An 18,842-nucleotide genomic window follows, 5' to 3' on the forward strand; every position below is an offset into this window, starting at 1 on the left:
ATGCGTTATAATTTTGGCTCTCCACGCGGGAGTAGCTCAGTTGGTAGAGCGCAACCTTGCCAAGGTTGAGGTCGCGAGTTCGAGACTCGTCTCCCGCTCCAAATGAAAAGGGAAGCATCAGCTTCCCTTTTTTATCGCACAAGTGGCGCGGTAGCAAAGCGGTTATGCACCGGATTGCAAATCCGTGTAGGTCGGTTCGACTCCGGCCCGCGCCTCCAGTCGGCAAATGGGATTCACTCAAAGCCAGCTGTCGGTGCGCTGAAAATCAATTTTTGCGAGTAAGAGGTCCGTATAAAAGGCTGCAGGGCCAGCTGCATAGGGCGGCCAAAGCGCGGCATGCCATCGGCTTGGCGCTTGGCCATCCAGGCTTCGGGTTGCGCCACCATGGCCTTATATGACGCCATCAAGGTTCCGCCATGTTCCATGTGGGCTTGGGCATTTTGAGGAGCCAAGTGGGTGGCTTGTTCCAAGCTTTGCAGGGCCGATTCAAATTGCTGCAAGTCCTTCAACAACCGGCCCCGGTGCAGGTGGGCCAGAGCCATATGGGGATCCAAGGCAATGGCTTTTTCATGGCTGGCCAATGCCATTGCTGGTTTTTTCAATTGCTGAAGGGCCAAGCCGCGTTCGTTGTGGGCTTGGGCAAAGGCGGGTTTGATCTCGATGGCTTTGTCAAAACTCTCTAAGGCCGCTTGGGGTGACTTTATTTCCAACAAGCTTCGGCCTCGCGCATGCAAGGAGAGCGCATCCTGGGGGTTGATGGCTATGGCCTGGTTAAAGCTTTCGATCGCTTCGTCCCACTTGCGCAATGCTTGCAAGGCCAGACCCCGGTCAAAGAACATGGACGCTTCATCCGACTTCAGGTCAATGGCGCGGTTGTAACTGGCCAGGGCGGCGTCCCATTTTTTGAGTTGTGCCAAGGCTTTGCCGTGTGCGTGGTGCAAGAGTGCATCTTTGGGTTGCAGCGCACTGGCTTGGTTGTAGCTGCTTTGGGCCGCATCCCATTGCTGGAGCGCCAACAATGATTGGGCTCGACCCAAGTGCGAGGCCGCATGTGTTTTGTCCAACTGAATGGATTTTTCATAGCTGGCCAAAGCGGGCGCCCATTGCTGCAATTCTTTGAGGGCCTCGCCCTTTTGAAAATGGGCCATGGCATGGCTGGGCTCCAGGGCAATGGCTTTGTCGTAGCTGTGGATGGCTTCGCGCAAATCCAGGTCTGCCACGATGGTCCAGTTGCTGGCTGCCCCCGCAGTTGCTGCGCAAAAAGACAAGAAAATGCTTGCGGCGTATTTGTTCATGGCTGAACTCCATCAAAGGTAGGGCAGGGTGTCGAAAAACCAGCTTCTTCAATGGTTATGCAATTAGTGGGCCCGGTTTATTTGACAGGCCAGGTGAGGGTGACGACCTGGCAAGGTGTCAAGTTATTCATCACGCTCATGGCCAGTTCGGTATAAAACTTGTCAATGTCATTGCAGTGCGCTGTGTATAGTGGAATGGCTTGAAAGCAATATCATTGTGGGCCAGGGGCTTGCAATTCGTCCGACCCACACAATCCAATACCGCATGGAACACCCCATTCATTTCACATCGCAGGGCCTTCAATTGGCCGGTGTTTTGCAAATTCCTGACAATTTGCAACTCGGACAAAAATGCGCCGCCATCGTGGTTCTGCACGGTTTTGGCAGCAATAAAAACGGCGGTATCTCCATGGCTGCCACCAAGTTGTTTGCTTCCTTGGGCTACATCACCCTTCGCTTTGACATGCGCGGCTGTGGAGACAGCCAAGGCCAACGTGGCAAAGTCATTTGCATGGAGCAGGTGCAAGACACACAGGCCGCGATTGACTTTTTGCAAACCCGTCCCGAGGTCGATGCTGGCCGCATTGGGGTAATGGGCCACAGCTTTGGTGCAGCCGTGGCCATTTACACCGCAGGCATTGACACGCGTGTGGCCGCTTGCGTGTCCACCGGTGGCTGGGGCGATGGTGAAAAGAAATTCCGCAAGCAACATGCCAGCCCCGAGGCTTGGAAAAAGTTCACCGACATGATGGCCGAGGGCCAACGCCGCTTGGCCTTGGGTGAGTCGATGATGGTGCCGCGTTACGACATCGTGCCGATTCAGCCCGGTTTGCGCAACCAATTGGCGCCGGGTTCCATCTCCGACTTTCCCTACGAAGTGGTGGAGAGCATGTTCAACTTCCGCGCCAATGAAGTGGTGGGCCAGATTGCACCACGCCCTTTGCTGCTGCTGCACCCATCCAACGACACCGTCACCCCCACCGAACAGTCTCTGGACTTGTTTGCACTCGCTGGCCAACCCACCGACTTGCACCTGTTTGCCGAAACCGACCACTTTATTTTGGGCGAAGGCAATGCGCTGGTCATCGACCTGGTCAGTGGTTGGCTGCAAAAAAACTTACCGTTGAGCCGTTGATCCGTCGACCCATTGAATAGTTGAACCCCTTTGGAGAAAGCCATGCTGTTCCTTCGCCTTGCCTTGTTGCGCTTTTTGTTTGTGAGTGTGGGTTTGATGTTGGGTACGGGCGCGATGGCGCAAGCTCCCAGCTTTCCCAACCGCCCCATCAAATTGGTCGTCCCCTTTGTGCCCGGTGGCACCTTGGACGTGGTCGCACGCCTTTTGGCGCGCAATATGCAAGACAGCTTGAAGCAGGCCGTGGTGGTGGAGAACCGTGCCAGCGCCGGTGGTGTGGTGGGGGTGGACCATGTGGCCAAGAGCTCTGCGGACGGTTACACCTTGGTGCTCAATGCGGCCACGCCAATGGTGACGGTGGTGAGCTTGCAGGCCACCCCCTATGACCTGATGAAGGACCTGGTGCCTGTGGCCCAGGTCAGCACCTTTGATTACGTGCTGGCGGTCAACGTCAAATCACCGATCAACAGCATGCAAGACTTGATACAAATGGCCCGTAAGCAACCGGGCAAGCTCAATTACGCCAGTGCAGGTTCGGGTTCGGGCCAACACATGTTCATGGAGTTGGCCCGCAGTGCGGCCGGCATACAAATCCAACACATTCCCTACAAAGGCAATGGCCCGGCGATGCAGGCGTTGCTCTCCGGTGAAGTGGATTTGATTTTTGACACCAGCTTGGGCATCTTGCCCCAGGTGCAAGGCAATCGCTTGCGTCCTTTGATGACCAGCAGCGCCAAGCCCATGGCCAGCATGCCCCAAGTGCCCACCATGGAGAGCTTGTTTCCGGGATCTGGCATCCAAGGCTGGCATGCGGTATTTGCACCGGCCGCAACGCCCAAAGAGGTGGTGGCAGTGTTGACCGAAGCCATTCGCAAGGCCGTGAATTCGCCCGAGATGGCGGCCAAGTTGCGCGAGCTCGGTTTGGAGCCGTCGGGCATGGGCCCCGATCGTTTCACTGACGTGGTGAAACGTGATTTGGAGCGCTGGGGAAAGCTCATCCGCGACAACGGCATCAAGGCCGACTGAGCACAGCCCCACCCCCCATCCATTCATCCACATTTCACCCCAAAGCCCATTGCATGTCAGCGACTTCAACTGCCCCAGGCCAACCCCTTTCATGTGACCTGTTGGTCACCCACATTGACTGGCTCATCACCGTGGACCCTCAGCGCCGCATCATCCGCGATGCGGCCTTGGCGGTGAAAGACGGACTGTTCGTGGCGGTGGGAAAAACCGCCGATCTCCTGGGGCAATGGCAAGCGAGCCAAACCATTGCTGGCCACGGTCGGGTGGTGATCCCCGGCATGATCGACAACCACTTGCATGCGTCTTTTCAACTGTCGCGGGGGTTGGCCGATGAGGCCAATGCCCAGCAGTTTTTGTTTGAACACATGTACCCCTATGAGGCCGCCAATACCCGTGTAGATGTGGCCGTGAGCTCTGCTTTTGCGGCCCTGGAGTTGATGCGCCACGGCGTGACCTGCTTCACCGACCCCGGCAATTACCACCCCGACGCCACCATCGCGTCCGTGCTCTCCACGGGCATGCGCCTAGTGGCGGCCTGTTCGTGCTTTGATAAAACCAAATCTGTCATGGGCTTGTTGCCGGCCAGCATGATCGAGTCCACCGGCGCTTGCCTGGAAAAAACCGAAGCTTTGTTTGAGCGCTACCTTGGGCAGCACCATGGCCGACTCACCATGTCGGCGTCGTTTCGGGGCATGAACAACGCCAGTGACGAGCTCATCACCGGCCTCAAAGACCTGGCCAACAAGCACCGGGTCAAGTTGCAAACCCATGCCTGCTTCAGCTACCAAACCCACGATGCCAGCGTCTCGGCCACGGGCAAAGCCGAGATCGAACGCCTGGAGTCACTCGGGGTGCTGGATGAAAACATGATCTTGGTCCATTCTGGTTGGCTCGAGCCGCAAGAATTGGCGCTGCTGGTCAAACGCAAACCCACCTTGGTGTGCAGCCCTTCCTCATCGCTGCACAACGGCTATGGCTATATGGCGGCGGGCAAACACCCTGAGCTCATGGCCATGGGGGTGAATGTGAGTTTGGGCTCCGACCATGCCTCGTCCGGCGTGGTGGACATGGTGCAAGAGATGCGCATGGCCGCTTGTATGTACAAAGAGGTGCGCATGAACCCGCGGGTGATGCCCCCCGAGCACGCGATTGAAATGGCCACCCTGAACGGGGCCAAAGGCGTGGGTTTGCAAGACCGCATTGGTTCCATCGAGGTGGGCAAAGAGGCCGACTTTGTGGTGTTTGATGCCACCCAACCCGAGTGGCAACCTTTGTACAACCCGGTTTCCAACTTGGTCTACAGCGCCACGGGCAGCAGCGTGAAAGACGTGTTCATCGCTGGCGAACAGGTGCTCAAGGACGGCAAGCTCACCCGCATTGACCACGATGCCTTGATGCAACAAGTGGGGGAGGCTGGTCAGCGCATCGCTGCGCGGCTGGACATGAAAAAATTGCTCAAGGGACTTTGGCCGGTTCAGTGAAACCCACGCTGCCATCGGCGCTCCGGCGCAAAACGCGGCCGGGCAAGGCGCCGGTGTGTTGGGCGTGGTCGATCACCACCACCCCATTGACCAACACAGTGGTTCGCTGGCCAGCAGGATAGCGGTGTGGGTCCTGGTAGGTCGACAAGTCCAAAAAAACATCGGGTTCAAACAGCGTCACGTCGGCGCACAGGCCCACCCGCAACAAACCCCGGTCGCGCAAGCGCAGCGCACGCGCTGTGGCGCCGGTCATTTTGAAAATGGCATGTGCCAGCGTGGTGACTTGTTCGCGGTGCACATAGCGGCCCAACACACGGGGAAAGGTGCCGTAAAAACGCGGGTGAGGCATGCCTTGGCTGACCACCCCTTCGTGCGATACGCAGTTGCCGTCCGACCCAATCAAGGCGGCAGGTGAGCGGATCAGTTCGCGCACATCGTCTTCTGAAATGGAGGTGATCAAGACCCGGGTTGCACCGCGGTCTTCGCGCAAGTAATCGCACAAAGTGTCGACCGGGTCCATGCCCCGCTCCTGGGCCAGTCCAGCGATGGTTTTGCCAGCATGCTGGGGCTGGTGTGGCGTGATGGAGATGCGCACATCCTCCCAGGAGGCAATGCGCCCCCAGTTGTTCAAGCCATCGCGTTCCACTTCTTGCCGGATGCGCTCGCGGGTGGCTGGGTCGGTCAAGCGCTCCAGCATGGCATCGACACCGCCAGCTTGCACCCATTGGGGCAAGATGTTTTTCAGTGGGTTGCTGCCAGCGGTATAGGGGTAAGCATCGCAATCGATGTCCATGCCTGCGTCTCGCGCCGCTTGCAGCTGTTCCAATGCCCGCGCTGTTTGCCCCCAGTTGTCCACGCCAGAGCATTTGAAATGCACCACTTGCACGTGGATCTGGCAAGCGCGGGCGATGTCAATGGCTTCTTGCAGCGCCGCCATCACACCATTGGATTCGTCGCGCAAGTGGGTGAAATAGGCCCCGTGGTGTTGCTCCACCAACCGGGCCAGTTGCAGCATTTCATCGGCCTGGGCGTAGGCGCCGGGCGAGGTGAACAAACCGCTGGACAAACCCAAAGCCCCGGCTTGTAGGCCCTCTTGCAGCAAGGCCAGCATGTGAGCCATTTCATCCTCGGTGGGTGCACGTTGTGCCATGCCCATGGCCATCAAACGCAAGGTGTTGTGTCCCACCAGCATGCCGGCATTCACCGATGTGGCCGGAAAGCTGTCCAGGTATTCGCCAAAACCCATCTCTCGAAAGGGCAGCCAGGGTGCACTGGGATTGAGGTAGTCGGCCAATAGTTTGACTTTGTCGGGCAAACACGGGGCGACCGAAAAACCGCAATGGCCAATGATTTCGGTGGTCACGCCCTGGCGCAGTTTGCTTTCGGCTTTGGGGTTGATGGGCAGGGTGAAGTCTGAGTGGGTTTTGATGTCAATGAAACCCGGAGCCACCACCAAGCCGCGGGCGTCGATCACCCTGTGGGCAGATACACCCAAACTGGGGCCAATGGCCGTCAAGCGGCCTTGGGTGATGGCCACATCGGCCTGTATCCCTGGGGCACCGGTGCCGTCGTAAACAGTCCCGCCTTGGATCAAGATGTCACAGCGCATAGGGGTCTTCCATCGTTCAATTCAAGGGACCTAAAAACACTTCACCCATGAAGCTGTCTGGCAGGGCATCGATGTGTTCGGGCCAATCGCTGGGGTTGTGCGGCCAGACCCTACGCTCGGCTGCGGGCCGAGGCAAACCATTCCAGCCAATTTGCTCCATTTCCCAAAACAACTGAACGGCATTGCCATCGGGGTCTTGCAGCCACACATGGTGGCCCAATCCGGGTGAGAGGGATGCAGGCATGTCCACAGGCTGGTAGCCTGCTTGCCCCATGAAACTCACCGCCGCCCGCAATTGGGCATAGCTGCCCAGTTGCACACCAAAGCCGAGCAGGCTGCGCGAATGCGTTATGCCCAGAGGGCCGCGCAAGGCCTCGGGGTAAATGGCCAAAGCATGGTGCTCGGTGTTGGTGCGCAAAAAATAACAGGTGTGGCCCAGTACATCGGCTTGTTCGGTCAGGCTCAATCCCAGGGCATGGATATAAAACTGCAGCACGGCATCAACATCGCGCACCAACAAGCGCACTGGCCCGACCTTGGTGATTTTGAAGGGGCGTGGCAACAAGATGCCACCCACATCAAAAGTCTCGGCCAAGCGGTCGTCGCGCCGATAACCACTGGTCAAAACCACACCTTGGGCCATGGCTTGGTTGACCTCGGCAAACTCGGAGCGGTGCGGCAATTGCGGCGGTTGCGTGTAGCGGATGCCGTGCATGGACATGGGCTTGGAATGCCCCGACCAGCCAATTTGTTCAATGCCGTAATACAACTCGTTGATGTGTCCTTCAGGGTCTACGGGATAGATGTGCCAATTGGATCCCGGGGTATCGCGGCCCGAGCGCAGCACGCGTGAGTCCAAGGATTCAAACCAAGCCAAGCCATGGGCCACTTCGCGCAATGACGAGACCTGCCATGTCAGTTGGTTCAGGTTGAGGTGTGGATGGGCCAGGTAGTGCGGGTTGCTGGCATGCATCGCTGCCTGAGGAAAAAGCACAAACGAATGGTGGTCAGTGCCATGGCGCATGAAGTAGCCCAAGCTGGGGCCCACTTGGGCTTTCAAGGCCTCAGGCACCCGCGGACCAAAGTCAAGCTCGTCGGAAATTTCAAAGCCCAGCAAGCGACCGTAAAAGTCCATGGACTGGGCCACCGATGCGACATTCATGCCGAAGTGTCCCAAGCGGCGCACCTGAAAAGGCCGTGGCAAACGCAGGCCGTCCACCACATGAGGGGTTGAGAGTTGAGAGGTCATATGTTCCATTCTGACAAGGGTCAACCCGTGTGTGCAAACGGGCTGTCGATGCTTTATCCTACAGCCTCAATTTTTAGATCTACAAGACACCATGAACAAAGCACAACGTTTCCATCCCCACGGCGTGATCCCGGCGGTGCTGCTGCCTTTTTTTGATGATCTTTCCATCGATGAGCCGAGTTTTCGTGCACACCTGCGTGATGTGGTCAGTGTGCCCGGAATCAGCGCCATCACGGTCAATGCCCATTCCACCGAAGCCGCTTCATGCACATTTGAAGAACAGGTCCGGGTGTTGGCCATCACCAAAGATGAAATCGGTGCCAAACTGCCCATCGTCAACGGCATTTACACCGACAGCAGCATGGAAGCCCAGCGCTTGGCCAAAATGGCCCATGACGGCGGCGCAGATGCCTTGCTGGTTTTCCCCTCGGGTATTTACACCTTTGGCCAGCGACCTGAAATGGCGATCGAGCATTTCAAGCGCATTGCCGATGTGACCGATTTGCCCCTGATTGCTTTTCAGTACAACCCAGCTGGGGGACAAGGCTACCCCCTGCCCACCCTGCTGCGCATGATCGAAGCGGTGCCGACGATTGCGGCCATCAAAGATTGGTGTGGCAATGCGCAATTGGCCGATCGGCAAATTCGCGCCTTGCAAACCCGACAACCCCCGGTGAATGTTTTGAGCACCCACAGCGCCTGGTTGTTCAGTTCTTTGGTGCTGGGCTGCAATGGCCTGTTGTCGGGCAGCGGCTCCGTCATCGCCGACTTGCAATCACAACTTTTTCAAGCCGTGCAAAACAAAGACTTGGGCCTGGCCCAGCAAATCCACAACCGTATTTATCACACCGCCGAAGTTTTTTACACCGATCCATTTGTGGACATGCACAACCGCATGAAGGAGGCCTTGGTGTTGCTGGGCAAGTTGCCGCGTGCGGTGGTGCGTCCGCCGCTGGTGAAAATTCAACCCGATGAAATCGAGCGGATTCGCCAAGCCTTGATCGCTGCGGGATTGCTCAAGCCATGACCACCTTTGCCTTCAGCCGCTCAGGTGAGGTCTGCCCCCGTTGGATGGATGCCTTGCTCAGGGCGATTTCATTTTCTGGGTTGGTCGGTGCCAGCTGGCTTGTGGGCACCTTGGTGTCGGTGGCCTTTGCGTCCAGCCCGGTGCCGGGTTATCCCAACCGGGCCTTGACCTTGGTGTGTCCGTTTGCCGTGGGCGGCTCTGCAGACATCATGGCGCGCTTGTTGGCCCAAAAGCTCGGCGAGACCCTCAATGTGCCGGTGGTGGTTGAAAACCGGGCGGGTGCCGGCGGTATGGTGGGCGCCAATTTTGTGGCCAAAGCCAAACCCGATGGACACACCTTGTTATTGGTCACGGGTGCGTATCCTGCTGCTGCCGCCTTGAGCACCGCACCCACATTCGACCCGCTCAAGGATGTGGCCATGGTGTCTCTGGTGACCGCCTATCCGTTCATCATCAATGTCCCGGCCAATTCTGCTTTCAAAAACTTTTCGGATTTGCTGGCCCATGCCAAGAAAAATCCTGGCGCCCTCAATTACGCCACTTCAGGCGTGGGGTCCATCAGCCACCTGTCGGCTGAATTGATGAACACCATGGCCGGCATTGAAACCGTGCACATTCCCACCAAAGGCGGGAACACCGCTTTGAGTGAAACCTTGGCCGGCCGAGTTGATTTTTTGTTTGAGGCACCCACCCTGTCGCTGCCTTTCATCAAAAGTGGAAAGCTGCGCGCCTTGGCTGCCACAGGGCGTGAGCGCTACAAACCCATGCCAGAGTTGACCCAGGTGAGTGAGGTTCTGCCTGGTTATGAGGTTTACTCGTTCATTGCTTTGGGCGTCACCGGGGGAACGCCTGATGCGGTCGTTCAATACCTCAACGCAGAGATGCGAAAAATAGCGGGCCAAGCGGATGTGGTGCGCCGCTTGGTAGAGCTGGGCGGAGAACCCCAGGCCAACTCCCCAGACGAGATGAACCGCTATGTGGCCACCGAACTGCGCAAATGGCGCCAAGTGATTGACTCCAGAAAGATAGAACGCCAATGAGCAACACCACTGTGGTGCAGGCCGAGCGCCTTGAAGACTTTGTCCATGCCTTGTTTGTCCATGCCGGCATGGCCCCTGAGCCAGCGCGAGACGTGGCCAAAGCCCTGCTGTGGGCCGAACTGCGGGGCATCGATACCCATGGTGTGGGGCGCGTGGGTTTTTATTTGAACTTCATCCAAAAAGGGGTGATCAACACACAAGCCACTTGGCAAGTTTTGCACGACACCCCCGCGGTGCAGGTGTTTGATGCCAACGCCAGCGCAGGTGCTGTGGCCATGTTCCATGCGGTGACACAAGCTGCCCTCAAAGCCCGCGCCTTGGGCATCGGCTTGGTGATGGTGCGCGGCACCACCCACACCGGTGCTTTGGGTTGCTTCACCCAAGCCTTGGCCCAACAAGGCATGGTTGGCGTGGCATTGGCGGCCTCTTTGCCCCTGATGGCCTATCACGGTGCCAGTGCAGCAGGGGTATCGACAGCACCCTTGTCGATTGCCGTCCCTGGCCCCGATGACGAGCCCATCATCTTGGACATGGCATCGGGTGCCATGTCCATGGGGCAACTTCGATTAGCCAAGCAAAACCAAACGCCCCTGCCGGCTGGATTGGCCTTGGATGCCAATGGCCAACCCACGACAGATCCACAACAGGCGAGCATCCCGATGCCCATGGCCGGCCCCAAAGGTTCGGGACTGGCCTTGATGTTTGAGTTGATGTGCAGCTTGGTGGTGGGCAACCCCATCATCTCCAACTACTTCAGCGACAAACCGGATGCCCGCAAGCACCGACAAAACGCTTGGTTGTTGGCCGTGGACATTGGCCGTTTTTCGTCTGTGGTCGATTACCAGCAAGAGGTGGCACGAACTGTGGCCACACTGCGAGGTCTTGCACCCAGCGATCCCAGCGAAGCGATTCGCATGCCTGGCGAGCGCGGCCAACAATGCCATGCCCAGCGCGCCATGGAGGGCATTCCCTTGTCTGCTGCCGTCATCAAAGAGCTGAGTGCATGCCCCAGGCCAGAGGGCATGCCCTTGCCTTGGTGACAGGTTTTGATGTGTTGATGTCGCGCACTGGGCAGACCCAGCGCTGAAAAGCCCCCATACTCGCCCGCAGTTGAATGCGGTACGGTTCATCTGCTGTGCAGCCCAAACAGGAGTGTTCATGTCGAATGGTTCGGTCTTAGACCGCTTTTCCCTTCAAGGCAAAACAGCCTTGGTCACGGGCGCCGGGCAGGGCATTGGCAGAGCCATTGCCCAAACTTTGGCCAATGCCGGAGCCTTGGTGGGTTGCCTGGACCGCAACGCCGAAAGCTTGCAAGAGACGGTGGACTTGATCCAACAAGCGCAGGGCATGGCCCTCGCTTTGGTGGCCGATGTTTCTTCACAAGCGCAAACCCAAGCCGCGGTGGATAAGCTGCTTGAGCGCTCACCATCTCTGCACATTTTGATCAATGGTGCCGCCGCGGCCGATCCAAGCGGTACGGTGGTGGACTATTCCCTGGCAGATTGGAACCAAGCCATTGCGGTCAACTTGACCGGGGCTTTTTTGATGAGCAAAGCAGCCATACCCGTCATGGCGCGCAGCGGTGGAGGCTCGGTTGTTCTCGTTGCTTCGCAACTGGGCCATGTGGGTTCACCGCGCCGAGCGGTGTACTGCGCGATCAAAGGGGGCTTGTTGAATCTGGCACGGGCCATGGCCATTGACCATGCGCCGGACCGAATCCGTGTCAACACCTTGTCGCCTGGGGCCATAGAGACCGATCGGATGTTGATCCGCTTTGGCACGATGGAAGCGGCGCGTGAGGTGCTCGCTCCGCTGCACCTGAGTGGCCGCTTGGGGACCGTGGATGAAATTGCCATGGCAGCCCTTTACCTGGCCAGCGATGCATCGGCATTCATGACGGGCGCCGACATGTTGGTGGATGGTGGCTACACAGCACACTGAGATGGAATGCAAACGATGAAAGTCAATTACGATTTTTCACAGCGGGTGGTGTTGATTGCAGGCGCCGGTTCCGGCATTGGCTTGGCCATGACGCACGCTTGTTTGGCAGCCGGTGCCACGGTCTTGGCCAGCGATATCCATATCGCTGCCTTGACCGGATGGCAGCATCCTTTGTGCCATGTGACGACTTTGGACATCACAGATTCTGGCGCGGTCAATCGCTACGTGAAGCAGCAGTGTGCCCAGCACCAGCGCATCGATGCAGCCGTATTGGCCAGTGGCATTCAGCAGCGCATCTCAGTGGAGGACATGACCGATGCCGATTGGCAGCGCCACATGGATGTGAATTTGACAGGTATTTTTTACCTCGTGCGCGCACTCTTCACCCCGATGAAGCAACAACGCAGCGGCTCCATGGTGGTCTTCACTTCAGGGTTGGCCACACAGGGTTGGCCGGGTGCCACGGCTTATGGCGCATCCAAAGCCGGCTTGATTGCCATGGTGAAGTCCGCTGCACAAGAGTTGAAAGAGCACGGGGTGCGCATCAATGCCGTGTCACCCGGCATCATGAACACCCCCTTGTTTCAAGACAGCGCTTCAGCAGAAGAGGTGGCCATGTATGAGCGCACATTGGGGGTGTCAGAGCCTGAAGAGGTCGTGCCGATGTTGATGCATTTGATATCGGACGGCGCTGCCACCATCAGTGGCAATGTGCTGGAGCGGCGTTTGATTCCCAAAACACACACAGAACCAAAGGGGTGATCCACATGAAGTCTTATTGGATGGAAGGCCGTGAGGGCCAGCTGCACATTGAAATGCGCGATGTCAACCAACCCCAGGTGGGCGCGGGGCAGTTGTTGGTGAAGATTCACGCCGCTGGCCTGAACCGGGGTGAATTCATTCTTGGGCCTGGCCCCCATGGGGGCTTGCCCCAGGCCAAAGCCATTGGCATGGAGGCTGCTGGTGAAGTGGTCGCGGTGGGCGATGGGGTGAGTGGTTTCACGGTAGGGCAACGTGTGATGGGCCGCTGCCCGGGCGGATTCGCCCAGTTCGGGCTCATGTCGCCCCTGGAAACCATGCCCATGCCCGCGGCATTTGATTGGGCGCAGGCGGCTGCGATTCCTGTGACTTTCATGGTGGCGCATGACATGTTGGTGGCCCAGGGTCAGTTGAAGGCCGGTGAATGGTTGATGGTCAATGGCGTTTCATCGGGCGTTGGAACGGCTTGCGTGCAACTGGCCCACATGTTGGGTGCAAAAACCATTGGCACCTCTGGCAGCCATGAAAAATTGCAAAAACTCAAGTCCAGTGGCTTGACCGAAGGAATTGCCACGCGTCAACCCAAATTTTTCGAGCAAACCCAAGAAATCACCGCTGGCAAAGGCGTCAACCTGATCGTCAACACCGTTGGGGGGAGTGTTTTGGCAGAGGAAATTCGCTGCTTGGCCTACCAGGGCCGACTGGCCATCGTGGGCTATGTGGATGGTTGTTTGCAAGCGCCTTTGAATTTGGACACCTTGCATGCGCAGCGCCTGCGCATCTTTGGTGTGTCCAATCGCCATCGCACACCACCCGAGCGACAAGCGGGTGTGGCTGACTTTGTGGCCAACTATTTGCCACGCTTTGCGCAAACGGGTACGCGGCCTTTGGTCGACCGGGTTTTCCCGTTTGATCAATTGAACCAGGCCAAGGCCTATATGCAGTCGGATCAACAACTGGGCAAGATTGTTTTGTCCGTGCAGCACCCTTGAAGTCAGAAAGTGATTGATGTCTAGAAAATCAGCTTCGCCAGTGGTCACCGATGGCGTTCGAGTGGCGGTGGATATCGGCGGCACCTTCACCGATTTGGTCAGCTATGACGCACGCGAGCACGTGGTTCGGTTTGAAAAATCCTTGTCCACACCCGAGGCTCTGCAAAGTGCGGTGATGACCTGTTTTGAAAAAGCCCAGGTTGACATTTCACGCTTGGAGCATTTCATCCATGGCTCCACCGTGGCCATCAATGCAGTGATTCAAAAAACCGGCGCCCGCACCGCCTTGGTCACCACCGAAGGTTTTACCGATGTGTATGAGGTGGGTCGAACCAATCGACCCGACACCTACAACCTGTTTTTTGAAAAAACCCAGCCCTTGGTGCCAGGGACTTTGCGTTTTGGGGTGACCGAGCGCATGACCGCCGCCGGGAAAGCGCACACCCCTTTGAGCGAAGCCAGTGTGCGCCAAGTCATCCGAAAAATTGCCGCAGCCAATGTGCAGGCCGTGGCCGTTTGTTTGTTGCACGCTTATGCCAATCCGGCACATGAAAAAGCCCTGGGCCGCTTGTTGCGCAAGGCGTTTCCCAAGCATTTCATCACCTTGTCGCACGAAATTTTGCGCGAGTACCGGGAATATGAACGCACCTCCACCACCGTGCTCAACGCCTATGTGGGACTGGAGGTCAGCCAATACCTGAAGGCTTTGGAAGAACCTTTGCGCCGGCAAAGTTTCAAGGGCAAGTTCATGATCATGCAGTCCAACGGTGGGGTGATGTCTGCCCAACGTGCCGCGCACATACCGGTGGGCATGATGGAGTCTGGCCCTGCGGGCGGCATCATTGGCGCTGGCATGTTGGGGCAGTTGCTCAACGAACCGGACGTGATCGCCTTTGACATGGGCGGCACCACCGCCAAAACCTGTTTGGTCGAAAAGGGCATGCCCAAAATGACCGATCAATACTTCATTGGCGGCTATCAGCATGGGCACCCCATGCGCTTGCCCGTGGTTGACATCATTGAGGTCGGTGCCGGTGGCGGCTCGATGGCTTGGATCGACGAGGGCGGTTCGCTCAAGGTGGGGCCCCGCAGCGCAGGTTCGACGCCGGGGCCTGCCTGCTACGGCCGTGGCGGCAAAGAGCCCACGGTCACCGACGCCAACTTGGTCACAGGGAGACTGAATCCCCATCGTTTCTTGGGTGGCGAATTCGACCTGGACTTGAAACTGGCCACCCAAGCCATTGAGCAGCGCATTGCCAAGCCCTTGGGCCTGTCGGTGATGGACGCCGCTTTGGGCATTTTGCGCATCGCCGACGCCAAGATGTCGTTTGCCGTGCGCGCCATCACCATGCAGCGCGGTTACGACCCGCGCAAATTTGCCATGGTGGTGTTCGGCGGGGGTGGCCCCTTGCATGGCATGGCGATTGCCCGTGAGTTGCACGTGCCGCGGGTCATCGTGCCGCCACAACCCGGCCACTTTTCTGCTTTGGGCATGCTGATGACCGATTTGCGCCAAGACTTTGTGCAAACCAAAATTTTGGACTACGCCAGCCTCACGCCTTCTGTGCTGGAAAACCTGTTCAAAGGCTTGGAGCAGCAGGCCTTGAAGAGCCTGCAAGCCGAAGGCCATGCCTTGGACTCGATTGTGTTGCACCGCACCCTGGACATGCGCTATTTGGGACAGGAGTACACCGTGCGCGTCCCGGTGCCTTCATCTCTGCCCAATGCCGCTGCTTTGCAGGCCTTGCGTTTGCATTTCGATGAGCTGTACGAATCACGCTACGGCCATGCGGCGCCCGATCAGTCGGGTGAGCTGGTGAATTTGCGCTTGACCGCCTTGGGCCATGTGGTCAAACCCTCTTTTGCCAGCTTGCAAGACAAGCGCATCCCTGCGGCGGTGACGCAACGCCATCGGCCCGTGGTTTTCCCAGGTGTGGGTCAGGTCAATTGCCCCGTGCTGCAGCGGGCTGAGTTGCGCCCGGGTCAGGTGATCGCTGGGCCTGCGGTGATTGAGGAATATGCCTCGACCACCATTCTTCACCCCGGCGACTCGGCCGTTTTTCATGTCGATGGCTGCTTGGTCATCACCTTGCCCGAGGGAGCCCACCATGAAGCGTGACAGCAAAACCAACCGCATCGACCCCATCACGGTCGAGGTGATCAACAACGCCTTGGCCGCCATTGCAGAAGAAATCACCATCAACTTGGCCCGCACCGCGCACAGCACCATCGTCTATGAGGTGCAAGATTTTTGTACCGGCTTGTTGGATGCCCAAGGGCGTTTGGTGGCCCAAGCACCTGGGGGCTTGCCGTTGTTTGTGGGTGACTTGGATGCGGCGGTGGAAGACGGTATTCGCATCCACGGTGAAAACGGTTTTCAGCCTGGGGACGTGATTCTCACCAACCACACCGGCACCTGCGGTCAGCATTTGAACAACGTCGTGGTTTATACGCCGGTGTTCTTTGAGGGCGAACGGGTTGGCTTTGCCGCCACCAGAGCGCACTGGACCGATGTGGGTGGCCGATTGGCGGGTGGCTTTTTGACCGACTCGGTGTCTTCTTTCGAAGAGGGCATTCAAATTCGATCGGTGAAGATCTACAAGGCCTACGAGCCCGATGGCGATTTGATGCGGGTGCTGGCGCACAACATTCGCCACCCCGAATCGTCCTTTGGTGATTTGCACGCGCAAATTGGCGCATGCCGCATGGCTGAGCGTCGCTTGCAAGAACTGTTTGCCAACTATGGCAAACAAGCCGTGTACGGCGCGATTGAGCAAGGCTGGGCCCAAGCCGAGCGCAAAGTGCGCTCGCGCATTGCCCAAATCCCCGATGGCACTTACCAGGCCGAATCATTTTTGGACGATGACGGCGTGGACCTGGGCAAACCGGTGCCGATTCGCGTCAAGGTGATTGTCAAAGGCGATGGCATGACCATCGACTTCAGCCGCATGAGCCCACAAGTTCGCGGCCCCATCAATTCGGGCTTCGCGGCGGGCCGCAGCAGTGCCCGCTTGGCCATGAAATACCTGGTGGCCGCCGATGTGATGGCCTGCGAGGGCTGCTTTCGACCCCTGGAGGTGATCTTGCCACCCGGCACCTTGATCAGTGCCGAGGAGCCAGCCGCCATGTCGTGGTGGCAAACGCCTCTATTGACCTTGATCGACACCATCTTGTTGGCCATGACGCAGGCCATGCCAGAAAGAATTCCGGCGGGTCACTACAGCGATATATCGGCCATGTTGATGACGGGTTGGGACCCGCAGCGCAAGCGTCCTTTCACCAACATCGAACCGGTGGCTGGTGGCTGGGGGGCGCGTCCGCATGGCGATGGCCCCAGTTCCACTTACACCATCGGCCACGGCGACACCTTCAACATCCCCATCGAGGTCTTGGAAACCCGCTACCCACTGGTGATTGAGCGCTATGGCTTGCGCCGTGATTCAGGTGGACCCGGGCTTCACCGGGGCGGTTTGGGCATGGAGCGGGTTTACCGGGTGGTGGATAACGGTGTGTTCAATGGTTTGAGTGAGCGATCCAAATGCCCACCCTGGGGCCTCAAGGGTGGTCAGCCGGGGGCCAGTGGTTCAATTTCTGTGGTGCGCGCTGGCGAGAAAAAGGTTCAGACATTTCAAAAGATCACCGGCCTGAAGTTGTTCAAAGGCGATCGCTTGTTTTTTAAAACGGGTGGCGGTGGTGGATTTGGCGAGCCTTGGCTGCGCGATGCGCTGTTGGTCGCCGATGATGTGCGCCAAGGCTTTGTGTCCATCGATTCGGCACGTGAAGATTACCGTGTTGAGTTGCACCCCAAAACCTTGGACCTTGACGAGGTGAAAACCCAGAAATTGCGCCAACGCCTGCGCCTGAAGCCCCCCCGCTTGAAAGCGGCATCTCCCACAGCGCTCAAAGCCAGTGTGTCCAAGCGCAAGGCCTGAATCCTGGCTCTCGGGTTAACCCTTGGGGCGTGAGTCCAACAGGCGACTGAAGCACCGTGATGGGAGGTGTGGTGGGTGCTTGATTGAAAACCCGATGGCTAGAATGAATTCGGGTCGATATTGACCGGCAAATTTCTCAAGCTTGGAGTGGAACGTGAACAAAGAATTATTCGACAAAGGTCTGAAAGTGCGCCGTGAGGTGTTGGGCTCTGAATATGTGGACAACGCCATCAAAAATGCCGATGACTTCAGCCGCACATTGCAAGAGTTTGTCACCGAGTATTGCTGGGGAGAGCTGTGGAATCGCCCCGGCTTGGACCGCAAATCGCGCAGCATGTTGAACTTGGCCATGTTGGCTGCATTGAACCGCCCACATGAAATCAAACTGCACATTCGCGGCGCCATCAACAATGGCATGACCAAGGATGAAATCAAGGAAGTCTTTCTTCAGGTGGGTGTGTACTGTGGCGTGCCAGCCGCTGTCGATGCATTCCGCAGCGCCCGTGAAGTTTTTGCTGAAATGAAGATTTAAACCATCAACACTTGATGATGAATCTCAACCCCGACCTGGCGTCGGGGATTTTTTTGGAAAGTTCACAATGGATTTGAATTTGCGAGGCAAGCGTGCCTTGGTCACGGGTGCCAGCACGGGCATTGGTGTGGGCATTGCGAAAGCGCTGGCCCAAGAAGGCGTTGAGTTGGTATTGACGGCGCGCCGCACCGATTTGCTCGACCAGGTCGCACGTGATATCGAGCACCTCACAGGTCACAAACCGCTGGTGGTGGGCGCAGATCTCAATGATGCGGCTTCCATTTCTCTGATCCATGGGCAGATCAAACAGCACCTGGGTGGGGTCGATATCTTGGTCAATAACGCAGGCGGTTCAAGGCCCTTCAAGCAACTGCATGTGGCTGCAGAGAGCTGGACCGAGGCGATGGTGCTCAACTTTGAGCGCCCCAGGCAGTTGGCGGAGGCTTTGATCGATGACATGATTGCCGCGGGTTGGGGTCGCATCATCAACATCACGGGTAAAAGCGAGCCAGACCAGGTCAATGGTGCGTTTTGTGCGAAGGCTGCGTTGCACAGTTGGGCCAAAGGGCTTTCACGCATGGTCGGGCCACACGGCATCACTGTCAATTGCATCCCCCCAGGGCACATTGACTCTGAGCAAATTCAGCGCAACCACTCGGCAGCGTTTCGACAAGACCAAATTGATCACCACATACCGATGCGGCGCTATGGAAAACCTGAAGACATGGCCCACTTGGTTTGCTTTTTGGCCTCTGATGTGGCCAGCTACATCACGGGTACTTTGATTCCCGTTGACGGTGGTTTGCGCCGTTATCAATTTTGAAGAC

16 protein-coding genes and 2 tRNA genes are annotated in these 18,842 nt (G+C 57.7%); 15 read left to right on the forward strand and 3 right to left on the reverse strand.

Translation table 11 applies throughout. The features are described 5' to 3' along the window. Positions 1–25 precede the first annotated feature (25 nt). Both AC8GFZ_RS10570 and AC8GFZ_RS10575 read left to right on the forward strand, forming a co-directional pair. Positions 26–101 (forward strand) — tRNA-Gly (locus AC8GFZ_RS10570). Between the two features lie 43 nt (positions 102–144). Then, positions 145–218 (forward strand) — tRNA-Cys (locus AC8GFZ_RS10575). A 15-nt stretch (positions 219–233) separates the two neighbouring features. Here the strand turns inward: AC8GFZ_RS10575 and AC8GFZ_RS10580 are convergent. Beyond that, entirely contained in the window at positions 234–1,295 is a 1,062-nt protein-coding gene (locus tag AC8GFZ_RS10580; protein WP_506644844.1) for a tetratricopeptide repeat protein, read from the reverse strand. A gap of 265 nt (positions 1,296–1,560) precedes the next feature. Between AC8GFZ_RS10580 and AC8GFZ_RS10585 the strand changes: the two genes are divergently transcribed. The 3 genes from AC8GFZ_RS10585 (at position 1,561) to AC8GFZ_RS10595 (ending at position 4,934) form a co-directional block, all read left to right on the forward strand. Beyond that, positions 1,561–2,430 carry an alpha/beta hydrolase gene (locus AC8GFZ_RS10585; RefSeq protein WP_506644845.1) on the forward strand — a complete coding sequence of 290 codons (870 nt, stop codon included), beginning with the start codon at positions 1,561–1,563 and terminating at the stop codon, positions 2,428–2,430. A gap of 42 nt (positions 2,431–2,472) precedes the next feature. After that, positions 2,473–3,453 carry a Bug family tripartite tricarboxylate transporter substrate binding protein gene (locus tag AC8GFZ_RS10590; RefSeq protein ID WP_506644846.1) on the forward strand — a complete coding sequence of 327 codons (981 nt, stop codon included), beginning with the start codon at positions 2,473–2,475 and terminating at the stop codon, positions 3,451–3,453. Between the two features lie 101 nt (positions 3,454–3,554). Beyond that, a complete protein-coding gene (locus tag AC8GFZ_RS10595; protein ID WP_506644847.1) occupies positions 3,555–4,934 on the forward strand; it encodes an amidohydrolase family protein in 1,380 nt (459 codons plus the stop codon). Here the strand turns inward: AC8GFZ_RS10595 and AC8GFZ_RS10600 are convergent. After that, positions 4,909–6,543, reverse strand: a complete 1,635-nt coding sequence (locus AC8GFZ_RS10600; protein ID WP_506644848.1) for an N-acyl-D-amino-acid deacylase family protein — start codon at positions 6,541–6,543, stop codon at positions 4,909–4,911. The genes AC8GFZ_RS10595 and AC8GFZ_RS10600 overlap by 26 nt on opposite strands. A 16-nt stretch (positions 6,544–6,559) precedes the next feature. Further along, the gene (locus AC8GFZ_RS10605; protein ID WP_506644849.1) at positions 6,560–7,792 is read right to left on the reverse strand and encodes a VOC family protein; all 1,233 of its coding nucleotides are present in this window, start codon (positions 7,790–7,792) and stop codon (positions 6,560–6,562) included. 91 nt (positions 7,793–7,883) lie between these two features. On the opposite strand from AC8GFZ_RS10605, the gene AC8GFZ_RS10610 reads away from it, so the two are divergent. The 10 genes from AC8GFZ_RS10610 (at position 7,884) to AC8GFZ_RS10655 (ending at position 18,838) form a co-directional block, all read left to right on the forward strand. Then, positions 7,884–8,819 carry a dihydrodipicolinate synthase family protein gene (locus AC8GFZ_RS10610; protein WP_506644850.1) on the forward strand — a complete coding sequence of 312 codons (936 nt, stop codon included), beginning with the start codon at positions 7,884–7,886 and terminating at the stop codon, positions 8,817–8,819. After that, positions 8,816–9,859: a tripartite tricarboxylate transporter substrate binding protein gene (locus AC8GFZ_RS10615; protein WP_506644851.1), complete on the forward strand. Its 1,044-nt coding sequence runs from the start codon at positions 8,816–8,818 to the stop codon at positions 9,857–9,859. The genes AC8GFZ_RS10610 and AC8GFZ_RS10615 overlap by 4 nt, the downstream gene beginning before the upstream one ends. Beyond that, positions 9,856–10,899, forward strand: coding sequence for an Ldh family oxidoreductase (locus tag AC8GFZ_RS10620; RefSeq protein ID WP_506644852.1), 1,044 nt, complete (start codon positions 9,856–9,858; stop codon positions 10,897–10,899). The genes AC8GFZ_RS10615 and AC8GFZ_RS10620 overlap by 4 nt, the downstream gene beginning before the upstream one ends. A gap of 118 nt (positions 10,900–11,017) precedes the next feature. Further along, on the forward strand, positions 11,018–11,800 hold the full coding sequence (locus AC8GFZ_RS10625) for an SDR family NAD(P)-dependent oxidoreductase (RefSeq protein WP_506644853.1): 783 nt from the start codon (positions 11,018–11,020) through the stop codon (positions 11,798–11,800). 15 nt (positions 11,801–11,815) lie between these two features. Beyond that, positions 11,816–12,562: an SDR family NAD(P)-dependent oxidoreductase gene (locus AC8GFZ_RS10630; RefSeq protein WP_506644854.1), complete on the forward strand. Its 747-nt coding sequence runs from the start codon at positions 11,816–11,818 to the stop codon at positions 12,560–12,562. Between the two features lie 5 nt (positions 12,563–12,567). Beyond that, the gene (locus AC8GFZ_RS10635) at positions 12,568–13,551 is read left to right on the forward strand and encodes a zinc-binding dehydrogenase (protein ID WP_506644855.1); all 984 of its coding nucleotides are present in this window, start codon (positions 12,568–12,570) and stop codon (positions 13,549–13,551) included. Between the two features lie 16 nt (positions 13,552–13,567). After that, on the forward strand, positions 13,568–15,670 hold the full coding sequence (locus AC8GFZ_RS10640; RefSeq protein ID WP_506644856.1) for a hydantoinase/oxoprolinase family protein: 2,103 nt from the start codon (positions 13,568–13,570) through the stop codon (positions 15,668–15,670). After that, positions 15,660–17,483 carry a hydantoinase B/oxoprolinase family protein gene (locus tag AC8GFZ_RS10645; protein ID WP_506644857.1) on the forward strand — a complete coding sequence of 608 codons (1,824 nt, stop codon included), beginning with the start codon at positions 15,660–15,662 and terminating at the stop codon, positions 17,481–17,483. Before AC8GFZ_RS10640 ends, AC8GFZ_RS10645 begins: the two co-directional genes overlap by 11 nt. A gap of 154 nt (positions 17,484–17,637) precedes the next feature. Beyond that, a complete protein-coding gene (pcaC, locus tag AC8GFZ_RS10650) occupies positions 17,638–18,015 on the forward strand; it encodes a 4-carboxymuconolactone decarboxylase (RefSeq protein WP_506644858.1) in 378 nt (125 codons plus the stop codon). A gap of 67 nt (positions 18,016–18,082) precedes the next feature. Continuing rightward, positions 18,083–18,838, forward strand: a complete 756-nt coding sequence (locus AC8GFZ_RS10655; RefSeq protein WP_506644859.1) for an SDR family NAD(P)-dependent oxidoreductase — start codon at positions 18,083–18,085, stop codon at positions 18,836–18,838. The last annotated feature ends 4 nt before the right edge of the window (positions 18,839–18,842 follow it).

The sequence above is a fragment of the Limnohabitans rimovensis (SeqCode) genome, assembly GCF_965234775.1.
In the GTDB taxonomy this organism is placed as follows: domain Bacteria; phylum Pseudomonadota; class Gammaproteobacteria; order Burkholderiales; family Burkholderiaceae_C; genus Limnohabitans; species Limnohabitans rimovensis.